This window comes from Desulforegulaceae bacterium (genome assembly GCA_034006035.1).
Classification (GTDB): domain Bacteria; phylum Desulfobacterota; class Desulfobacteria; order Desulfobacterales; family JACKCP01; genus JACKCP01.
The window spans coordinates 26,744-44,444 of record JAVETN010000018.1; the positions used below are offsets into that span (position 1 = coordinate 26,744).

16 protein-coding genes and 1 tRNA gene are annotated in these 17,701 nt (G+C 33.7%); 13 read left to right on the forward strand and 4 right to left on the reverse strand.

Annotated elements, in window-relative coordinates:
• Window positions 1-21 precede the first annotated feature (21 nt).
• The gene (locus RBR53_11250) at window positions 22-1,146 is read left to right on the forward strand and encodes a DUF2333 family protein (protein ID MDY0133229.1); all 1,125 of its coding nucleotides are present in this window, start codon (window positions 22-24) and stop codon (window positions 1,144-1,146) included.
• Between the two features lie 109 nt (window positions 1,147-1,255).
• On the opposite strand, the gene hemW is transcribed toward RBR53_11250, so the two are convergent.
• On the reverse strand, window positions 1,256-2,413 hold the full coding sequence (hemW, locus tag RBR53_11255) for a radical SAM family heme chaperone HemW (protein ID MDY0133230.1): 1,158 nt from the start codon (window positions 2,411-2,413) through the stop codon (window positions 1,256-1,258).
• Window positions 2,413-3,564 carry a radical SAM protein gene (locus RBR53_11260; GenBank protein ID MDY0133231.1) on the reverse strand — a complete coding sequence of 384 codons (1,152 nt, stop codon included), beginning with the start codon at window positions 3,562-3,564 and terminating at the stop codon, window positions 2,413-2,415. The genes hemW and RBR53_11260 overlap by 1 nt, the downstream gene beginning before the upstream one ends.
• A 113-nt stretch (window positions 3,565-3,677) precedes the next feature.
• Here RBR53_11260 and mltG point away from each other — a divergent pair, with 113 nt between their 5' ends.
• The 3 genes from mltG to RBR53_11275 are packed head-to-tail and all read left to right on the forward strand — an operon-like array spanning window position 3,678 to window position 6,151.
• Window positions 3,678-4,700, forward strand: a complete 1,023-nt coding sequence (gene mltG, locus RBR53_11265; protein MDY0133232.1) for an endolytic transglycosylase MltG — start codon at window positions 3,678-3,680, stop codon at window positions 4,698-4,700.
• Between the two features lie 3 nt (window positions 4,701-4,703).
• Window positions 4,704-5,147: a hypothetical protein gene (locus tag RBR53_11270; protein ID MDY0133233.1), complete on the forward strand. Its 444-nt coding sequence runs from the start codon at window positions 4,704-4,706 to the stop codon at window positions 5,145-5,147.
• Between the two features lie 8 nt (window positions 5,148-5,155).
• On the forward strand, window positions 5,156-6,151 hold the full coding sequence (locus RBR53_11275) for a glycoside hydrolase family 3 N-terminal domain-containing protein (GenBank protein MDY0133234.1): 996 nt from the start codon (window positions 5,156-5,158) through the stop codon (window positions 6,149-6,151).
• On the opposite strand, the gene tsaD is transcribed toward RBR53_11275, so the two are convergent.
• A complete protein-coding gene (gene tsaD / locus RBR53_11280) occupies window positions 6,129-7,148 on the reverse strand; it encodes a tRNA (adenosine(37)-N6)-threonylcarbamoyltransferase complex transferase subunit TsaD (GenBank protein MDY0133235.1) in 1,020 nt (339 codons plus the stop codon). The genes RBR53_11275 and tsaD overlap by 23 nt on opposite strands.
• Before the next feature lies 1 nt (window position 7,149).
• Window positions 7,150-8,199 carry a phosphoribosylformylglycinamidine cyclo-ligase gene (gene purM / locus RBR53_11285; protein MDY0133236.1) on the reverse strand — a complete coding sequence of 350 codons (1,050 nt, stop codon included), beginning with the start codon at window positions 8,197-8,199 and terminating at the stop codon, window positions 7,150-7,152.
• A 143-nt stretch (window positions 8,200-8,342) separates the two neighbouring features.
• On the opposite strand from purM, the gene RBR53_11290 reads away from it, so the two are divergent.
• The 9 genes from RBR53_11290 to RBR53_11330 all read left to right on the forward strand — a co-directional run bounded on the left by RBR53_11290 (window position 8,343) and on the right by RBR53_11330 (window position 17,696).
• Window positions 8,343-9,653, forward strand: a complete 1,311-nt coding sequence (locus RBR53_11290; protein MDY0133237.1) for a homoserine dehydrogenase — start codon at window positions 8,343-8,345, stop codon at window positions 9,651-9,653.
• 14 nt (window positions 9,654-9,667) lie between these two features.
• Window positions 9,668-10,270 (forward strand): bifunctional phosphoserine phosphatase/homoserine phosphotransferase ThrH, encoded by a 603-nt coding sequence (gene thrH / locus RBR53_11295; protein MDY0133238.1) that lies wholly within the window; start codon window positions 9,668-9,670, stop codon window positions 10,268-10,270.
• A gap of 6 nt (window positions 10,271-10,276) precedes the next feature.
• Complete coding sequence (locus RBR53_11300) at window positions 10,277-10,588, forward strand: DUF167 domain-containing protein (protein MDY0133239.1); 312 nt, start codon at window positions 10,277-10,279, stop codon at window positions 10,586-10,588.
• Between the two features lie 149 nt (window positions 10,589-10,737).
• Window positions 10,738-10,814, forward strand: a tRNA-Met gene (locus RBR53_11305).
• Between the two features lie 55 nt (window positions 10,815-10,869).
• Entirely contained in the window at window positions 10,870-11,607 is a 738-nt protein-coding gene (locus RBR53_11310; GenBank protein ID MDY0133240.1) for a UPF0280 family protein, read from the forward strand.
• A gap of 301 nt (window positions 11,608-11,908) precedes the next feature.
• Window positions 11,909-12,337, forward strand: coding sequence for a LapA family protein (locus RBR53_11315; protein ID MDY0133241.1), 429 nt, complete (start codon window positions 11,909-11,911; stop codon window positions 12,335-12,337).
• 83 nt (window positions 12,338-12,420) lie between these two features.
• A complete protein-coding gene (gene mutS / locus RBR53_11320; GenBank protein ID MDY0133242.1) occupies window positions 12,421-15,030 on the forward strand; it encodes a DNA mismatch repair protein MutS in 2,610 nt (869 codons plus the stop codon).
• 4 nt (window positions 15,031-15,034) lie between these two features.
• Entirely contained in the window at window positions 15,035-16,780 is a 1,746-nt protein-coding gene (locus tag RBR53_11325) for an N-acetylmuramoyl-L-alanine amidase (GenBank protein ID MDY0133243.1), read from the forward strand.
• Window positions 16,749-17,696, forward strand: coding sequence for an iron-containing alcohol dehydrogenase (locus RBR53_11330; protein MDY0133244.1), 948 nt, complete (start codon window positions 16,749-16,751; stop codon window positions 17,694-17,696). Before RBR53_11325 ends, RBR53_11330 begins: the two co-directional genes overlap by 32 nt.
• Window positions 17,697-17,701: the final 5 nt, after the last annotated feature.

Genomic DNA, 17,701 nt, shown 5'->3' on the forward strand with positions numbered 1-17,701 from the left:
AAATTTAAGGGGAACAACCACATGTTTAATAAAATGGACAATTTTAAGTATTATGCAGCTGTAAGAATAGGAGCGGGAGTTGTTGCCGTTATTGTTTTTCTCTGGATATTAAGCCTGATTTTCAATGCCTCGGACAAAACTGTTGAGGAGTTTATAAACACAGAAAAAACAAAGGTTTCTGATATAAAAACGGGCTCAAAAAAAACCACCACCCAATACAGAGAAGATATAATAGAACAAACAAAAGAAAATATCGATTTCCTTAGTGAAGAAAACCTTATCAGCACAACCCAGGCAAAAGACCAACCCGTAAGCCAAAAAGAAATACCGCCACAAGCATTTAATCAAAAAGAATCTCCATACCAAGTCAGAAGCGAACCTAGACCTGATGTTTCAGGGTGGACTTTTGTGGAATCAACAGTTGCTCCTTTATCATATGAATTATATGAAAGGTTTTTAGGCTGGAGACCTAATGATATTTTGATCGGAAGATTTACAGACAATGTCAATAACTTCCAAAAAGGAGTGCTGGAAGTTACCAGAAGAACAGTGGTAAAACTTACTGAAGAAATTTCAAGAACCGGGTCAAGTGAGTCTTTTAATAGAAACCTGGAAAATGCTATGAACTGGTTAATGATCAAGCCCGAAACTTTCTGGTTCCCTTCAGCCGAAGGAAAATACAAGGCAGCAATAAATTCAATAAGAATTTATCAGGATCAGCTTATTAAAAAAGAGGCCAGATTCTATAATAGAACAGACAATCTTATTCCGCTTTTAAAAGCATATAGAAACCTCTTGGGAAGCTGCGACGACAACCTTATAAAAAAATATGAAGATAATGGAGATCCTGTAAGTTTTTTTGACTCAGACGATTATTTCTATTATGCAAAAGGTGTGTCCAGATCAATGGCTCATATTTTAAAATCAATTGAACACGAATTTGAAGGTGTTTTAAAAAGCAGAAATGCAATAGAATCTCTTCAACACGCAATCCTCTCCCTTGGTGAAGCAGATGAACTAGAACCATGGATAATACTTAACAGCGACTTAAACGGAATTTTTGCAAACCACAGGGCAAATCTTGCCACAAAAATAAGTCATGCAAGATTTTATATTGGAGTTCTTATAGTTACACTTTCAACTTGATTTGAAAATATTTTCAGTTCTATGGCTATTTTCTTTCAAACAGTTTCTCAGCTAAAAAAAATTTAAAGCTGACAATAACAAAGGCCCGGCTTATCACCGGGCCTTCTTATTAAACATTTTCAATAAACTTAAGACTTATATAATCAGAAAAAAGAAATCCCCTTTCAGTTAAAACAAGAAAATCACTGGAAATTAAAATCAGTTCTTCTGATAAAAAGAATTTTATTGCAAAATCAAACTTAAATAAAAAATCTTCATTAAACAAAGTTTTATATCTTACCAAATCAATTCCTTTTGAAGTTCTAAGTCCAAGAAAAACAAACTCGGTTTTTTGTTGCTCCAGATCCATTTCTTCATAAAAGATCCCCTTTGTTTTTGAATTTATTATATTTGAATACCAAAGTTCAAAAGATGGGGGTTCACTCCATCGCCTTCCCTTAAAAAAAGAATGGGCTGAAGGTCCAAAACCAATATAAGGACTAAAATTCCAATGTTTTTGATTATGCCTTGAAAAAAACTTTTCACTTTTGGCAAAATTTGAAACTTCATAAAACTTATAGCCATTTGAACCAAGAAATTGAAGAACTGTCAAAAAAAAATCAGCTGAAATTTCTTCTGAAAGCATTTGAATTTCGTTTTTTTCATACATTGAATAAAATTTTGTATTTTTTTCTAAAGTCAGCATATAGGCAGAAATATGCTCAGGATTCAAAGAAACCAAAGAACTTAAATCGGTTAATAAATTTTCTTTAGTTTGAAAAGGAAGGGCATAAATTAAATCAAGGCCTATATTAAAAAACCCTGAATCTCTTGCCATAAAATATGTTTCTTCAGCCTTTTTAGATGAATGAATTCTTCCAAGAAGTTTTAAATTTTCATCATCAAAAGACTGAACTCCTATATTCAGCCTGTTTACTCCTGTTTTAAAAAGCCTTTGAAAATAATTTTTAGAAATTGTTCCAGGGTTTAACTCAAGTGTTATCTCCAAATCATCTGCAACTTTAAATGTAGATTTGATCTTTTGAATAATTTTTTCAATATAATCCGGAGGAAGAACAGAAGGAGTTCCTCCCCCGAAATAAATAGAATCTGCAATAGGTAAGTTTAAAGCAAAATTGTCAATAGATTTTATAACTGCCTCAAAGTATTCCTCAAATCTTTTTTCCTCAATTGAATAAAAATCACAATAACTGCATTTTTTTACACAAAAGGGAACGTGAATATAAATTCCGGCCCTTGAATTTTCGCAGTCTTCAAAACCCTGCATCAGATAAATCGTTTCATAAGTTCTGCAATTACAAAATCAGCATTTTCAGGTGTCATTTTAAATTTTGTAGCAGTTTCTGCGGCTCTTTCATATCTTGATTTGTCAGTCATATCCATCACACCCCTGAAAAGCCCGGTTCGTCTTCCTATCTGATAAACCATTTTATCATAATCGCTTAGACTTAAAAATTTATCTATTTTTGAAAGCATTTCATCTTTATCTTCAGACAGCTTCCCCTTTATATCCTCAAAAAGATTTAAAACATGGTCGCTTACAATATTTGAATCCATAGGATTTAAATTTTCTATAAAAAGTTTCAATTCTTCAGCACATTCAAGGTCAGTAAGTTTTTCAAACTTTTTTTCCTCCAAATCTTTGAAAAGAGGAGTTTGGTTTGGAATGGCAAGGGTTCTTACCCTTATAAAATCAGGAATTATCTGATTTAAAGCATCAGCTGTTTCAAGGGCATGCTCTTTTGAATATTTTTTCCCTCCAAGTCCGGGCATTACATATTCGGAAAGGGAAATTCCACTTTTTTTAACTTTTTGACCTGCAATTACATGGGTCTTTTTGTCAGCTCCTTTTTCTATCATTTTAAGAACATTATCAGAACCAGACTCCATTCCTATATGAATTCTGTTAAGTCCGGCATCCTTAAATCTTTTTAAATCTTCATCAGAAATTTTGGCTATTGTAGTAGACCTTGCATAGCTTGTTATTCTTTTAACATATGGGAATTTAGCCATTATTCTATCAAGGATAATAACAAGATCATCTGGTTTTACTATCAATGAATTAGCATCCTGAAGAAAAACAGATTCCCTGCCCCCTGACATCCAGTTAAGAGCCGCATAAAGGGCATCATAGTCCTTTTCCTCTAGATTTTGCCCCGCCTTTTGCACCATCTCTCTTGTTATTGCAGAACCTTGTGTTAAAGAATCTAGTTTTTGAATTATTTCAGCCACCGTATCAATATCTTTTAAAACATGCTCTATGGGTCTCCTTGAAAACTTTGCCCCTTTGTAAACAGGACAAAACCTGCATTTGTTCCAGGGACAATTTCTAGTTACCCGTATCAGAAGAGACATTGCTTCACTTGGGGGCCTTATTGGTCCTTGTTCAAAACCTGAATATTTTTCTATATTTTTCATAATTTCTCCTTATATTTTTATTTAATTTTATCTGTTTGCTTTGATAAATTTTCTTTTGTATATACAAATTGTTAAACATTAATATTTAAAGCCAAGTTTAAAGAGTTAAATTTATGATTCAAAAATTCAAATTTTTTTTAAAAATAGGTTCACTGCTTATATTAACCACTTTTTTGCTGGTTGCACTTATTTTCTTTTATCAGATTAAAACCTTTTCAAAAACTCCAGGTTCAATTTCTGAAGATCAAGAAATCATAATCACCATAAACAAAGGCGACAGCCTTAACAAAGTAATTAGTATTCTTGAACAAAATCAATTAATTTCAAGTTCACTAAAATTTAAAATTTATGCAAAATTTAATAAAAAAGATAAAAAAACCCAGGTGGGAGAGTATTCATTTAAAAAAACCATGACCCCGGAAGAAATTTTAAATTCTTTGTCATCAGGAGCTATAAAGCTAAGAAAAACAACCATTCCCGAAGGTTATACCATAGCCCAGATTGCAAAAGAGCTTGAAGATAACAAAATATGCAAAAAAGACGAGTTTGTAAAACTTTCTAATGACAATAAGCTCCTCAAACAATTTGGAATAAAAGGCCCAAGTTTTGAAGGATATCTTTTTCCAGAAACCTATTTTTTTGCAAAAAACACAAAGGCTGAAACTGTTATAAAAACAATGATTGGAAATTTTTTTAAAATTTATTCCACCAAGTTTTCAAAACGAGCCAAAGAACTTGGAATGAGCGATCATGAAATTATAATCCTTGCATCTATAATAGAAAAAGAAACAGGAAGCAAAGATGAGCGGACAATTGTTTCCTCAGTCTTCCATAACAGACTAAAAAAACAAATGAGGCTGGAAACAGATCCAAGCGTAATTTACGGAATAAAAGATTTTGACGGTAATATCACAAGGGCAGATCTAAGAGAACCAACTCCTTACAACACATATATAATTAAAGGTCTTCCTCCAGGACCAATAGCCAATCCAGGATTAAAATCCATAGAAGCAGCTCTTTATCCAGCAGACACAGAGTTTTTATTTTTTGTTTCAAAAAAAGATGGCACTCATTATTTTTCAAAAACATATAAAGAGCATAAAAAAGCTGTTGAAAAATTTCAGCTTGGGAGATAAGTTTTGGACAAATCTTTAAAATACATTGAAATGTGCGAAAAAGCTCTGGAAATCCAACAAGAATGGATTCCATCAAAAGGTGATTGGTACTCACTACCAAATAAAACTGTTGAAATATGTATAGAAGACGAAATGCCAAGAACACTTACCAAAAACTATCTTGAAATATCTTCCAATAATAAAAAGATAATCACTCTTACAAAAAGAACATGGCTTCCAAGACAGGATCAGCTGATAGTGTTATCCAAACTGCCTGGAATAAGATTTTCAAAAAACACCCTTATTTTTCTTAACTGGGCCAATAGAAAAGGGCCCGACGAAATAACTCCAAATAAGCACAGATTTGATACTCTTGAAAAAGTAAGGCTTTCCTATCTTATGGAATTTAAACATAAAAAAACCTGGTACAATAACTCCTGGTACCCAATGGGTAAAAACCCAGCATAAGGATTGAAATGAGCTTTAATTTAGAAAATTATTCTGAAGAGTTTTTAGCAGGACAAAAAATAATCACAGGTTTAAAATCAGACAACCTTGATTTTGAAACAAAAAAATTTTTTTTAAAATTAAAGCCCGGCGGAATAATTCTTTTTAAAAGGAACATAAAAAACCCTTCCCAACTTAAAAGTTTAATTTCAGATATTTTAGAGCTTTTTGAAATTAAAAAAATACCAAAGCCTTTTATTTCAATTGATCAGGAAGGGGGAATGGTTGCAAGACTTAAAGAGCCTGAGTTTAAAGAATTTCCTTCAATAGAAACAATAACTGACACAAATAAAGCAAAAGAACACGGCTATGAAATGTCAGAATTTTTAAAAGAGTTTAATATAAATATGAATATGGCTCCTGTTTTAGATATTTCAGATCTCAACCCTTTAAGCATAATGAAAAAAAGGGCTTTTAAAGGAAGTCCGCAAAAAGTGTCAGAGCTTGGAGTTACAATGATAAAAGCATATATGGAAAAAGGAGTGATTCCGGTTGGAAAGCACTTTCCTGGAATTGGCAATACAACCCTTGACTCCCATGAAGTTTTACCTGAATATGACAAAAACTATGAATTCATGAAAAAAAACGATATTTTACCATTTGAAAAGGCTGTAAAATCAGGAGTTCCAGCCCTTATGTTTTCTCATATTCTCTACAAAAAAATTGACAACTTATGGCCTGCCAGTCTTTCAGAAAAAATATCTAAAAATATCTTAAGAAAAAGTCTTGGTTTTGAAGGTATAGCCATGACTGATGACCTTGATATGAATGCTGTAAAATTAGATTTTGAAACTTGTGCTAAACAAATAATCAAAGCTGATATTGATATTGCCCTTATTTGCAACAGCTTTGACAAAACAGAAAAAATTCATTCAATATTTAGGAAAAAACTTTTGGATGGGAACCAGGAGATCTTAAAAACAATCCAAAGGATATTTAAAATCAAAAACCTTTTTTTAACTTAAAAAGAGCCCTTGGATAAACCTCTTCATCAAAACTTGCGAGTTTGTTCTTCATAAATTTATAATAACCTGCACAACCAATCATTGAACCATTGTCTCCGCAAAGTGAAACAGAGGGAAGGAAAAGTCTGAAACCTTTTTTGGGAAGTCTTTTTCCAAGTTCAGCTCTAAGTCCTGAATTTGCAGCAACTCCACCGCAAAGGGCAAAATCCCCGCATTTATATTTTTCCATCGCCATTATGCTTTTTTTTACAAGAACATCTTTTACTGAGTCCTGAAATCCGGCTGCAATATGGGGAATTTCCTTTTCAATTTTATCTTGAGGAATTGAATCAATAAGCCGTCTCACTGCACTTTTAAGCCCACTGAAACTAAAATCAAAACTGCCTTTTTCAAGCCAGGCCCTGGGGAATGGATATTTTCCAGGATCTCCGTTTTTTGAAATTTCATCTATGATTTTTCCTCCAGGGTAACCAAGCCCAAGCATTTTTGAAACTTTGTCATAGGCTTCTCCTGCAGCATCATCCCTTGTACTTCCAATTATTTCATAGGAAAGATGATCTTCTACAAAATAAAGGGAAGTGTGCCCTCCCGATGCAAGAAGAGCTACATATGGAAAGTTTGGAGCTTTTTCTTCAAGAAAAACAGACATTAAATGGCCATGGAGGTGATCAACTCCTGTAAATTTAAGATTTGATGCAAATGCAAATCCTTTTGCAAAACAAAAACCCACAAGAAGAGAACCGATAAGTCCGGGCCCTTGAGTTGCAGCCACCCCATAAAGATCTTCAGATTTAACTCCGGCCTGATCCAAGGCATTGAAAACCACATCTGAAACTGCCTCAAGATGCTTTCTTGAGGCAATTTCGGGAACCACCCCTCCATAAAGAGAATGGTCATCTATTTGAGAAGATATTATGGAAGAAAGGACTTTTTTTCCGTTTAAAACAACAGAAGCAGCAGTTTCATCACAAGAGGATTCAATCCCTAGAACAAGCATTTTATTTTTTCCATTGAACCTGGGCTTCATCATTATCTCTATTAAAAATTTCTCCTATGATAAAAGCCTTGTCGTTTTCTGCACTCAGCCTGTGAACAATATCTTGAGCACTTGTTTCGTCCGCAATAAGAGCCATTCCAATTCCGCAGTTAAATGTTTTAAGCATCTCCATTTCATCAATTTTACCTGCTTGCTGAAGAAAATGAAAAATCGGCTGCCTTTCCCAGGAATCTTTGTCAAGAACTGCTTTGCATGCACTTGGAAGAATTCTGGAAATATTATCTTCAAAACCTCCTCCGGTAATATGGGAAAGACCATAAACATTGATTTCTCTTAAAAGAGACATTATGGTTTTAACATAAATTCTTGTAGGCTTAATCAGCTCTTCACAAAGAGTACAGCCAAGATCTTCCACATAATCATCAAGCTTGAGTTTTAAATGATCAAAACAAACCTTTCTTACAAGAGAATATCCATTACTATGGATTCCCGAGGAAGCAATGCCTATGATTTTATGGCCTACCCTGATTCCAGAACCGTCAACTATTTTATGATCATCAACTATTCCAACTGAAAAACCTGCAAGATCGTAGTCTCCTTCTTTATAAAGACCGGGCATTTCTGCTGTTTCTCCGCCTATAAGAGAGCATTCAGCCTCAATGCACCCATTGGAAATACCTTCAACTATGCTTACTGCAACATCTTCATCAAGTTTTCCTGTGGCAAGATAGTCTAGGAAAAAAAGAGGCTTGGCTCCCTGAACAATGATGTCGTTCACACACATGGCAACAAGATCAATGCCTATAGTATTGTGAATATTGCTCATCTGCGCAATTTTAAGTTTTGTACCTACTCCGTCTGTAGAACTTACCAGAACAGGACTTTTCATATTTGAAAGATTAGGCGAATAAAGCCCTCCAAATCCACCTATATTACCCATTACTCCGGTTCTCGGTGTTTTAGCCACCAGATCCTTAATTTTTTTAACAAACCTGTTTGCCTTGTCAATATCAACACCTGCATCAGCGTAAGTAAGCCCTTTTTCTGTCATTTTTCTTTTTTAACCTCTTTATAAATTTTTGTTATTGAAAAATAGATTTTTTAATCTTAAAAGTCAAAAACAATTTTTGACTTATTTTTATTATTAGGGTAACAAATACAGGCTATTTAATGAACTTTTTAACAGGTGGGCAAATGAAAAGAATCTGTCTTGGACTATTAGGATGCGGAACAGTAGGTAAAGGTGTGGTAAATCTCCTTGAAGAAAACGCATCTTTGCTTGAGTCAAAACTTGGTTGCAGCCTTTTTTTAAAAAAAATTGCAGATCTAAATTTAAACGAGATCAAAGATATTCTACCCAAAGGAACAGAATTTACAGACAATCCTTTTGAGGTAACTGACGATAAAGAAATTGATATTGTAATTGAGCTTATAGGCGGAACAGACATAGCCCAGGAACTGATAATTCGTTCAATAAATAATAAAAAAAATGTTATTACTGCAAACAAAAACCTTCTTGCAGTCAATGGTTCCAGAATTTTTGAAGAAGCTTCAAAAAACGGTGTTGAAATAGGTTTTGAAGCAAGTACAGGCGGCGCAATGCCTGTTATCAAAACCATGAGAGAATCTTTGTGCGGAAACAAAATACTTGAAACCGCTGGAATATTAAACGGAACCTGTAATTATATCCTTTCAAAAATAACAAACGAAAACATCAGTTTTGAAACAGCTCTTTATCAGGCACAAAAAAATGGGTTCGCAGAAAAAGACCCTTCCCTTGATATTAACGGAGATGATACAGCCCATAAGCTTTCAATAATTTCATCAATTGCCTATGGAACCAAAATAAATTTTTCTGATATTTATATTGAAGGCATTACTGGAATTTCCGCTGAAGATATAGAAAATGCAAGAGACTTTGGGTATAGAATCAAACTGATGGCAATCTCAAAAAATCATGGGGACAGCTTTGAGGCAAGGGTTCACCCAACAATGATACCCTATAATCATCTTCTTGCAAAAATTGACGGTGCTCTAAACGCCATAAGCATTCACGGTGATGCTTCAGGTGAAATCATTTTAAGCGGAGCAGGTGCTGGAATGATGCCCACTGCAAGTGCTGTTGTTTCAGATATTTGTGATCTAGCCAGAAATATAAGTTCAGGAATTTCCTCTAGAATACCTTCCCTTTCATTTATGCCGGAAAAGCTTAAGGAAATTCCTATTGTAAAAATTTCAGAAATAACCTGTAAATATTATATGAGACTTACAGCCAAAGACTCTCCTGGAGTATTGTCCAAAGTTTCAGGAATTTTGGGAGATTTTGGAATAAGCATAAAAAGCGTTCACCAAAAAGGAAGAGATGAAAACACAATAGGCGTTCCCATTGTTATGATAACCCACAAGGCAAAGGAATCAGATATTCAAAAAGCAGTAAAAGGAGTAGGAAATCTAGATGATATTCTTGAAAAGCCTGTTATCATAAGAATTGAAGATGAATTCTAATCCAGGAGAAAATTATGAAACTTGTTTGTTCTGATCTTGAAGGAGTTTTTGTACCAGAAATCTGGATCAATGTTGCAGAAAAGACAGGGATTAAAGATTTAAGGCTTACAACAAGAGATATTTCAGACTACGACGAACTAATGGCCTACAGACTAAAGATTTTAGACAGAGAAGGCCTCAAACTCAGTGACATTAAAGATGTAATTACAACAATAGAACCCCTTCCCGGTGCAAAGGAGACAATAAAGTGGATAAAAGAAAGAACTCAATTTATTGTTCTTTCTGATACATTCGAGGAGTTTGCCAAGCCTTTAATGGAAAAGCTCAATTACCCCACCCTCTTTTGCCACAGTCTTAAAATAGACAAAACAGGAAAAATAACTGACTATATTTTAAGGCAAAATGACCAAAAAACAAAAGCTGTAAACGCATTTAAAAGTCTTAATTATGAAGTTTTTTCATTTGGAGATTCATTCAATGATACAGGGATGCTCCAAGCTTCTGATTCATCATGCTTTTACAACCCTCCTGAAAAAGTTATAAAAGAATTTCCAAAAATTCCTGTTGCAAAAGATTATGAAGAATTAAAAAAATTTATAACAGCTTTCCTGGATTAATAAGCCATGGACGAACTTCCGTTAAAAATTAAAGACGATAACTTTATAATCAACCTTCATGTCCAGCCCAAAGCTTCAAGAAACGAGGCCTCGGGCATTTACAACAATGCTTTTAAAGTAAAAATAAAAGCACCTCCTGTTGACGGAGCAGCTAATAAGGAATGCATTAAATTTTTATCCAAATCCTTAAAAATCCCTAAAACTTCTATTTCAATTGTTTCAGGAGAAACAGGGAGGAATAAAAAATTGTCAATAAACAAACCAAAAAATCAAACAATTAAAGAGTTTAAAGAAAAGATACTCGCTTTTTTAAAATAGGTAAACAAAGTCGGAAAGTCGGACTAAATTTAAAATGCAATTTATCTTAATATAAACAGCACCATATAAGATTATTACAATTTTTTTAAAAAAACATTATAATAATCATTGACTTAAAAAGTAAAACAACCTATATTGCGTTTTGTTGATGCGGGGTGGAGCAGTCTGGTAGCTCGTCGGGCTCATAACCCGAAGGTCGATGGTTCGAATCCGTCCCCCGCTACCAAAAAGATAAATAACGGGTCAGAGTATTCTGACCCTTTTTTTATTTTGGGGACACAATGAACAATCCTTATTCCAACCGAAATTCCTACAGAAAGCTTATAAGCAAAAAACATTTTTTTTCTTTTCAAATTTCAATAGAAGAAACAGATATCCATATCCAAGTTCCAAAAAACGGCCTTGAAAAAAAAGCTGAAGAAATAATAATTGAAACAAGAAAAGTTATAAAAGACTATATAAAAAAACATCCAGATTTCAAAACAACCCTTTTGCCCTATCCTGAAGATCCAATCAGTCACCCTGTAATACAAAAAATGATTAATGCCGGAAAAAAAACAAACACAGGCCCAATGGCATCAGTTGCCGGAGCTGTTTGTCAGGAAACAGGCTATTATCTTTTAAATTTTTGCGATGAATTTATAATTGAAAACGGGGGAGATGTGTTTTTCAAAACAAAAAATGAATTTATTTCTGCAGTTTATTCAGGTAAAAACTCTCCTTTTTCCAATAAACTAGGACTAAAACTTTCTTCAAGCTCTGCTTTGTCTATTTGCACGTCATCTGGAACCCTTGGCCACTCTTTAAATTTCGGCAAAGCTGATTCTGTTACCATTGCATCAAAAGATGCATATCTTGCAGATGGTTATGCAACAGCCTTATCCAATATGGTTAAAACCGATGAAGATATTAAAGCAGTCATTGAGCTGGCCATGTCAAAAAAAGAAATTGAAGCAATAGTGATAATAAAAGATAATAAAACTGGGGCTGCAGGAAAGATTGAACTGGTTAGAATTTAAGAAAAAGGTTGATATCTTTACTCAAAACAAGTAAAAAATTACTTTTAAGATATGATTAAGTTTAAATTGGGTTTTCTGTATTTGTGAATAAAAAACTTTAATGAGATCCACTCAAATTGTTTCAAATATTATTACACTTGAGATGATACTTGAGAAATTTATATTTTCAGGATAAAAACAAAGTTAAACTAAGATGGATAAGATCGTCTGAAATTTATTTTTTAAACAAAAGTTAAAACTTCTCAATAAAAAAACAAATAAACAACTTATATAGTGTAAAATAGAAATGGAGATATTAACTATGAAAAAATTTAAAATCACAGCAGGATTAGTTTTCCTGGCTTTAATACTTCTAGCCGGATGGCAGAACCAAGAATATTTTATTTTAAAAAACGGGCTAGATTTAAATTTCTATTTTAAAAAATTCAGCATTCCTCAAACTGCAAATGGGTTATACTGGATTATATGTTTTGTAACCGGATTTCTTTTATCATATTTTTCAAGCCTTGCATTCAGATTTAAAGCACAAAGAAAAATTAAAATGCAAAATCAAACCATAGAAAATTACAGGGAAACAGTGCTGGAGCTTAAAAATGAAGTTGATAAAATCAGAGCAACCGATTCTTTAAACCCGGACAACAAATCTTTTGAAGAAAATATAAAGAAAGAAGAGCAAAAGGAAAAGAGCAATGAAGTTCAAGGCCCTTTCAATGAAGAAAAAAACGAATAACTACTCAGCTTTAAATTAATTTTCAACCCGGCTGCATTTTTTATGTACTCCGGGTTTTTCATTTTTACAGGAGTTTAAAATAGATGACCTCTGTTGATGACCTTACTCCAATGATGGTTCAATATACGGAAATAAAAAAAGAATACCCAGATTGTATTCTTTTTTACCGAATGGGTGACTTTTATGAAATGTTTTATGAAGATGCAATAAAAGCAGCTCAAATTCTTGAGATTGCTCTAACATCTAGAAATAAAAACTCACCAAATCAAATTCCCATGTGTGGAATTCCTGTGAAATCAGCTGATTTTTACCTTGCAAGGCTGATTGAAAAAGAACAAAAAGTTGCAATCTGCGAACAAACAGAAGACCCAGCTCTTGCAAAAGGCCTTGTTAAAAGAGAAGTGGTAAGATTGATAACTCCGGGAATGATAGCAGATTCAAATTTCCTTGATGAAAAGGAAAATAACTATATTGCCTCTGTTTCATTTAGAGAAAACACTGCTGGCCTTTCCCATGTTGATATTTCAACCGGAGATTTCAAGGTTACTGAAACAAAAGACTTCAATGTACTGATAGATGAAATAAACAGAATAAATCCCGGAGAAATAATTGTTTCAGAAGAAGAAAATTCAGATATTGTTAAAAAACTTAAATTAATTTTTCCAGCCAAGGTTTTCACCCTGCTTCCTGGATCATATTTTGACTTAAATCTTTGTAAAGAAAAAATATTTGACCAGTTTTCAATTAAAAGCCTAAGAGGCCTTGGATGCAGTAAAATGTCTGCTGGAGTAATCTCTGCAGGAGCAATTCTTTTCTATATAAACGACACTCAAAAACAAGAAGCCCTGCATTTAAAATCCCTGACAGGATACAACCTTGAAAAGCACCTTGTTCTTGATTCAATCACATCCACAAATCTTGAGCTTCTTTGTTCAATGAAGGAAAAAACAAGAAAAGGAAGCCTGTTACATACAATCGATTATACAGTAACTGCAATGGGGGCAAGGCTTTTAAGAAACTTCATTCTCTACCCCCTTACTAATATAGATGAAATTCTAAAAAGACACGATTCAGTAAGTGAACTTGTCCATGAAAGGCTTATAAGAGAGGATCTTAAAAAATTTCTTAAAGACATTTATGATATTGAAAGACTTACAACAAAAATATCAATGGGAACAGCAGGGCCAAAAGAACTTCTTCTTTTAAGAAACTCACTTGAAGCAATCCCAGAAATTGAAAAACTTTTGCAAAATTTTAACTCAAGCCTTCTTGAGTTCCCTGAAAATCCAAAAGAACTTGCCAAAATTGAGAATTTAATCAGTCAATCCATATCAGATGATGCTCCTCAGGTGATAAGCGAAGGAAATATTTTTAAAAAAGGTTTCAATGAAAAACTTGACGAACTTATAATTTTAACAACCCAGGGAAAAACCTGGCTTGCCAAATATGAAGCTTCATTAAAAAAGCAAACCAAGATTTCTTCTTTAAAACTTAAATTCAATAAAGTTTTTGGTTATTTTATAGATGTTCCAAAATCCCAGACTCCAAAAGTTCCAGACTTTTTTGTAAGGAAACAAACCCTTGTCAATTCTGAAAGATATATAACTGAGGAACTTAAAGAATATGAAGAAAATGTTTTTTCAGCTCAAGACAAAAGAACAAAACTGGAGTATGAACTTTTCCTGAACTTAAGAAATTCAATAGCTGATAAACGAAAAATTCTCCAAAACACAGCCTCCTTTATTGCAAGACTTGATGTTTTGTCTTCATTTGCAGAGCTTGCTCTCCAAAGGGGATACTGCCGCCCGAAAATAAACAAAAAAAATATGATTTATATCAAAGCAGGAAGACACCCTGTGGTTGAAGCAGTACTTGAAAACGAAAGATTTGTTCCAAATGATATTTATCTTGACAATGATGAAAGCCAGCTTCTTATAATCACAGGTCCTAATATGGCAGGAAAATCAACAATTCTAAGGCAGACTGCCTTAATTGTTCTCCTTGCCCAGACAGGCTCTTATGTTCCTGCTGAATACGCTGATATTTCAATTACAGACAGAATTTTCACAAGGGTGGGAGCTTCAGACAACCTTGCAGGAGGCCAGTCTACTTTTATGGTTGAAATGGAGGAAGCAGCTAATATTTTAAACAACGCCACCAAAGACTCTTTGGTGGTAATGGACGAAATAGGAAGAGGAACAAGCACTTTTGATGGAATAAGTATAGCATGGGCTGTTGCCGAAGAACTCCATAATTTAAGAGGCAAAGGGGTGAAAACACTGTTTGCCACCCATTACCACGAACTCACAGAACTAGAAAACACTTTGCCAAAAGCTAAAAACTTTAATATCTCTATCACTGAGGTTGACGGAAAAATTTCCTTTTTAAGAAAATTAACAGAAGGCGGAGCAAGCAAAAGTTACGGAATTCAGGTTGCAGGTCTGGCAGGAATCCCTGTGAATGTTATAGAAAGAGCAAAAATTCTTCTTAAGCGACTTGAATCAGGAGAACATATACTTTCCAATCAAAAAATTAAGAATTTAAAAGAAAAAACATTTCAGATGGAATTTTTCCCTTCTCCTGAAAAAGAATTCACCCAGGCTCTGGCAAGTTTAAATATAAATGAAATGACGCCTGTGGAAGCTTTGAACTGTCTCAATGCTCTCATAGACGAGGCAAAAAAGATTTTATAAAAATATGAAAAAAGTTTTATATTTTAAAACATTTGTTTTTCTTATTATAATTTTGCTTTTTGGCTCAGTTAGCTATACTGAGGCTTCAAGCGTAAAGCATCAGTATTTTAAAGCTGAGGCAGAATACAGAAATATAAAAAATTCCACCAAAAAAAAATACAGGTCAAACTGGTCAGCCTGCATTTCAATGTTTGAAAAAGCCCATAAAACTGACCCTTTGGATCCCTGGGCTCCTGCTGCAATGTATCATGAGGGGTTTTTATATCTTGAAATGGCAGAAGTTTCATTTCTAAAAAAAGATATAAAAGAAGGTCTTGATATTATGGAGAAACTTATAAAAAAATATCCGGGAAGCAGGTACAAGTATAAAGCTTTAAAACAAATCAGGGAAAACAAAGATAAACTTTTATCTTCTTCTTATAAAAGCGATAAAAAAGACCCCATAAAAAGCCTTATTATAAAATCAAAAGAACCAGCAGTAAAAAAACCAGACCTTCCAACTAATTCTCAATTTGTTGCTTCAAAAAAACCAAAAATAACAGAAACAGAACTTGAACTACCATCAACTGATTTAAGCACCAATACTCAAATAAATGAAATCAGGTTTCATACACACAACAACAGAACAAGAATTGTTGTGGATAGTGAAAGCGAAATAAAATACAATTTCAACGATCTAAACAAGGACGGGGAAAATAAAAAGCCCCCCAGGGTTTATATTGACTTTAAAAATGCATTACTAGCACAAAACATAAATAAAACTTATCAAGTTTTTGATCCCCAGGTGGAAAAAATCAGAATTGGTCAATATGACAAGGAAACAGTGAGAATTGTTGTTGATCTCAAATCAAAAGCCAAAGATTTCAAGGTATTTTCCCTTTTCAAACCTTATAGAACAGTTATTGATGTCTGGGGAGAAACTTCAAACGGCGATAAAAATATTAAGGCCCACCCTGTGGTTTCAAGACAACTTGAAAATACAACCGCCAAAAAAGCTGATTCAGCCTCTCTTATAAAACAGCTTGCGCTGGGGGTTAACAGAATTGTAATCGATCCTGGCCATGGAGGAAAAGATTATGGAGCTCCAGGCTACTACAAGGGCTCCCATGAAAAATATACAGTAATGGATATTTCAAAAAAACTTGCCAGTAAAATAAAAAAAGAGCTGGGTTATGAAGTTATTCTTACAAGGGATGACGATACATACCTTACTTTGGAGCAAAGAACTGAAATAGCCAATACAAATAGGGCTGATCTTTTTATTTCAATACATACAAATGCAGCAAGAAACAAAGATGCCTATGGAATTGAAACCTATTTTCTAAACCTTGCAACTGACGAAGATTCAATTTCAGTTGCAGCAAGAGAAAATGCAACATCAACAAAAAACATAAGTGATTTGCAAACTATTTTAAATGATCTCATGAGAGATGCAAAAATAAATGAATCAAGCAGACTTGCAACCCATATACAAAACTCAATGGTAAGTTCTTTAAAATCCGGTTACTCTAATATTAAAGACAGGGGGGTAAAACAGGCTCCTTTTTATGTTCTTCTTGGAGCAAGAATGCCAGCTGTTCTTCTTGAAGTTTCTTTTATAAGCAATCCAAGGGAATGTAAAAGACTTTCAACTGATGAGTATCAGGACAAAATTTGCGATGGTATTTTGAATGGAATAAAAAAGTATATAAAAGAAACAGATGCAAGAGCTGTTTACTATGAACCAGATGATCCCGAACAAAAAGGATGAGGAGGTTAAAATCCAGCCTTTTATTTTTCACAATCCAACAAAAATTGTTTTTGGAAAAGATACCACCCACCAAATAGGTGAAGAAATTTCTTCCTTTGCAAAAAAAGTGATGCTTATTTACGGCAAAGAAAGTATTAAAAAAAACGGTATCTATGAAAAGGTTACCAAATCTCTTAACAAAGCAGGTATTGAATTTATTGAAAAATCCGGGGTAAAACCAAACCCTGTAATAAGCTTTGTAAGACAAGGTGCAGATTTATTCAAAAAAGAAAAACTTGACGCTGTTCTAGCTGTTGGAGGAGGCAGTGTAATTGATACTGCAAAAGCTGTTGCAGCTGCTGCAAAAACAAATTCTGACCCTTGGAAATTTTATATCGGGGAAGAAACAATAAAAGAAGCTTTTCCTATTGCAGTGGTTCTTACTCTTTCAGCCACAGCTTCTGAAATGAACCCAAGCTCAGTTATAACTAATGAAGAAACAAAACAAAAATACAGCTGTGTTTCACCTTTTTTATATCCCAAGGTTTCAATTCTTGATCCTGTAAACACATTTACTGTTCCAAAAAATCAAACTGCAAACGGAGCAATAGATACAATAATTCATGTTCTAGAAACCTATCTTAATTCAGAAGATGAAAATATAATGATCACAGATTCAATAATTGAAGCAATAATAAAAACCACCCTGGAATCTGCTGAAAAGATATTTAAAGACCCAAGAGATTATAATTCAAGGGCAAATATGATGTGGGCTTCAACTTTAGCCCTTAACGGACTTACAGCATTAGGAGCAGGACCAAAAAAATTTCCCATGCACATGATTGAACACTCATTAAGTGCAATTTATGATATTGCCCATGGAGAAGGACTTGCAATTGTTGGACCTGCATGGATGAAGTATAAGGCAAAACATTAACCACC

Bases quoted from the DNA above. Each gene is read 5' to 3' on its own strand.
- mutS (MDY0133242.1), top strand. From the start codon at position 12,421: ATGACCTCTGTTGATGACCTTACTCCAATGATGGTTCAATATACGGAA.
- RBR53_11300 (MDY0133239.1), top strand. From the start codon at position 10,277: ATGGACGAACTTCCGTTAAAAATTAAAGACGATAACTTTATAATCAAC.
- RBR53_11325 (MDY0133243.1), top strand. From the start codon at position 15,035: ATGAAAAAAGTTTTATATTTTAAAACATTTGTTTTTCTTATTATAATT.
- mltG (MDY0133232.1), top strand. From the start codon at position 3,678: ATGATTCAAAAATTCAAATTTTTTTTAAAAATAGGTTCACTGCTTATA.
- tsaD (MDY0133235.1), bottom strand. From the start codon at position 7,148: ATGCTTGTTCTAGGGATTGAATCCTCTTGTGATGAAACTGCTGCTTCT.
- hemW (MDY0133230.1), bottom strand. From the start codon at position 2,413: ATGCAGGGTTTTGAAGACTGCGAAAATTCAAGGGCCGGAATTTATATT.
- RBR53_11310 (MDY0133240.1), top strand. From the start codon at position 10,870: ATGAACAATCCTTATTCCAACCGAAATTCCTACAGAAAGCTTATAAGC.
- purM (MDY0133236.1), bottom strand. From the start codon at position 8,199: ATGACAGAAAAAGGGCTTACTTACGCTGATGCAGGTGTTGATATTGAC.
- RBR53_11315 (MDY0133241.1), top strand. From the start codon at position 11,909: ATGAAAAAATTTAAAATCACAGCAGGATTAGTTTTCCTGGCTTTAATA.
- RBR53_11290 (MDY0133237.1), top strand. From the start codon at position 8,343: ATGAAAAGAATCTGTCTTGGACTATTAGGATGCGGAACAGTAGGTAAA.
- RBR53_11260 (MDY0133231.1), bottom strand. From the start codon at position 3,564: ATGAAAAATATAGAAAAATATTCAGGTTTTGAACAAGGACCAATAAGG.
- RBR53_11275 (MDY0133234.1), top strand. From the start codon at position 5,156: ATGAGCTTTAATTTAGAAAATTATTCTGAAGAGTTTTTAGCAGGACAA.
- thrH (MDY0133238.1), top strand. From the start codon at position 9,668: ATGAAACTTGTTTGTTCTGATCTTGAAGGAGTTTTTGTACCAGAAATC.
- RBR53_11250 (MDY0133229.1), top strand. From the start codon at position 22: ATGTTTAATAAAATGGACAATTTTAAGTATTATGCAGCTGTAAGAATA.
- RBR53_11330 (MDY0133244.1), top strand. From the start codon at position 16,749: ATGAACCAGATGATCCCGAACAAAAAGGATGAGGAGGTTAAAATCCAG.